Origin of the sequence: Streptomyces sp. NPDC058646 (assembly GCF_042716875.1) — a bacterium.
Taxonomy (GTDB): domain Bacteria; phylum Actinomycetota; class Actinomycetes; order Streptomycetales; family Streptomycetaceae; genus Streptomyces.
In genome coordinates this window covers 1-2,272 of the sequence record NZ_JBHXRK010000077.1, presented here as the reverse complement: position 1 = coordinate 2,272, position 2,272 = coordinate 1, and the positions used below count along the sequence as shown (strand labels likewise).

Sequence of the window (2,272 nt, the reverse complement as noted above, 5' to 3'; positions counted from 1 at the left end):
CGGCGTAGGCGGGGAAGGCCTCGTACAGTTCCTGGCCCATGCCGGTGCGCTGCGCACCCTGACCGGTGAACAGGAACGCCGTCTTCCCGGAGGTGGGCGTGTGCAGCTGGAGGCCCGCATCCGTACCGATGGCCACCGCACGGTGCTCGAAGGACGTCCGGCGGACGGTCAGCGACCGGGCGATGTCCTGGGCCGTGTGTTCCGGGTGTGCGGCGACGAACTCGCGCAGCCGTTCCCACTGATCGGCCAGGGCCTGCGGGGTCTTCGCGGACAGCAGCCACGGCACGACGGACGGGGACGCGGCAGCAGGGGTGTCCTCGGTCTCGACGGTTTCCGTCACCGGGGCCTGCTCGATCACCACGTGCGCGTTGGTCCCGCTGATGCCGAAGGACGAGACCGCGGCGCGGCGCGGCCGGTCGACCTCCGGCCAGTCACGTGCCTCGGTCAGGAGCGAGACCGCGCCCGCCTCCCAGTCGACGTGACCCGTGGGCGCGTCCACGTGGAGGGTCTTGGGCAGGATGCCGTGCTGGATCGCCTGGACCATCTTGATGATGCCGCCGACGCCGGCGGCGGCCTGGCTGTGTCCGATGTTGGACTTCAGCGAGCCGAGGTAGAGGGGGCGGTCCTCGGGCCGGTCCTGGCCGTAGGTGGCCAGCAGCGCCTGCGCCTCGATCGGGTCACCGAGCTTGGTGCCGGTGCCGTGGGCCTCGACGGCGTCGACGTCGGAGGTCTGGAGTCCGGCGTTGGCCAGGGCCTGGCGGATCACCCGCTCCTGGGAGGGGCCGTTGGGGGCGGTGAGGCCGTTGCTCGCACCGTCCTGGTTGATGGCGGAGCCGCGGATGACGGCGAGGACCTGGTGGCCGTTGCGCTCGGCGTCGGAGAGCCGCTCGACGAGCAGCAGGCCGACGCCCTCCGCCCAGCCGGTGCCGTCCGCACCCGCCGCGAACGGCTTGCAGCGGCCGTCGGGGGCCAGCCCGCGCTGCCGGGAGAACTCGACGAACGAGGTCGGCGTGGCCATCACGGTCGCGCCGCCCGCCAGCGCGAGGTCGCACTCGCCCTGGCGCAGCGAGTTCGCCGCCATGTGCAGTGCCACCAGCGACGACGAGCACGCGGTGTCGACCGTGACGGCAGGGCCCTCGAGACCGAGGTTGTAGGACACCCGCCCCGATGCGACGCTGCCCGCGCTGCCGCTGGCGAGATAGCCCTCCAGGTCCTCCGGAACGCTCTGCAGCCCCTGCGCGTAGTCGTGGTACATCAGGCCGGTGAAGACGCCCGTACGGCTGCCGCGCAGCGCTGACGGGACGAGGCCGGCGTTCTCCACCGTCTCCCACGCCGTCTCCAGCAGCAGCCGCTGCTGGGGGTCGGTCGCGAGGGCCTCACGCGGCGACATCCCGAAGAACTCCGGGTCGAAGAGGTCGGCTTCGTGCAGGAACCCGCCCTCACGGGAGTACGACGTACCCGCGTGATCCGGGTCGGGGTCGTACAGGCCCTCCAGGTCCCACCCGCGGTTGGACGGGAAGCCGCTGACCGCGTCCACGCCCTCGGACACCAGCCGCCACAGGTCCTCCGGCGAGGACACCCCGCCCGGATAGCGGCAGGCCATCCCGACGATCGCGATCGGCTCCGCGGTCGCGGTGGTGGCGGCCACGACGGCCTCCGGGGCCGCGTCCTGGTCCGTGAAGAGTTCGGAGGCCAGGTACTGGGCGAGGGCGACCGGACTGGGGTAGTCGAAGATCAGGGTGGTGGGCAGCCGCAGGCCGGTGGCCGCGCTGAGCTGATTGCGCAGCTCGACCGAGGTCAGCGAGTCGAATCCGAGTTCCTGGAAGGGGCGTTCGGCATCGGGCGCGGACCTGCCCGAGTGCCCGAGGACATCGGACACGTTCTCGCGCACCAGAGCGATGAGCGCCTGGGCCCGGTCCTCCGCCGAGAGCGTGCCGAGACGGTCCGCCAGCGTCGAACCGCCGGTGCCCTGAGACGACTTGGCAGCAGCCCGGGCGGGTGCGGGCACCAGGGCGCGGAACAGCGGAGGCAGCCCGTCACCCCGCTTGCGCAGCGCCGAGGTGTCGATCCGCGTCGCGGCGAGGACGGCCTCGCCCGTGGCGTGGGCCGCGTCGAAGAGGGCCATCCCGTCCCGGGACGACAGCGGGAGCAGGCCACTGCGGGCCATGCGCTGGAGATCGACGTCGTCGAGTTGTCCGCTGATGGTGCTGGTCTGGTTCCACAGGCCCCAGGCGAGGGAGGTGGCGGGGAGTCCTTGGGTGTGGCGGTGGTG

Annotated in this window: 1 protein-coding gene; it reads right to left on the bottom strand. The window is 72.4% G+C overall.

The genetic code is table 11. The features are described from left to right. Window positions 1-2,272 (bottom strand): beta-ketoacyl synthase N-terminal-like domain-containing protein (locus ACFWUZ_RS36220; protein ID WP_384382371.1); only part of this gene is annotated, 2,272 nt, incomplete at both ends.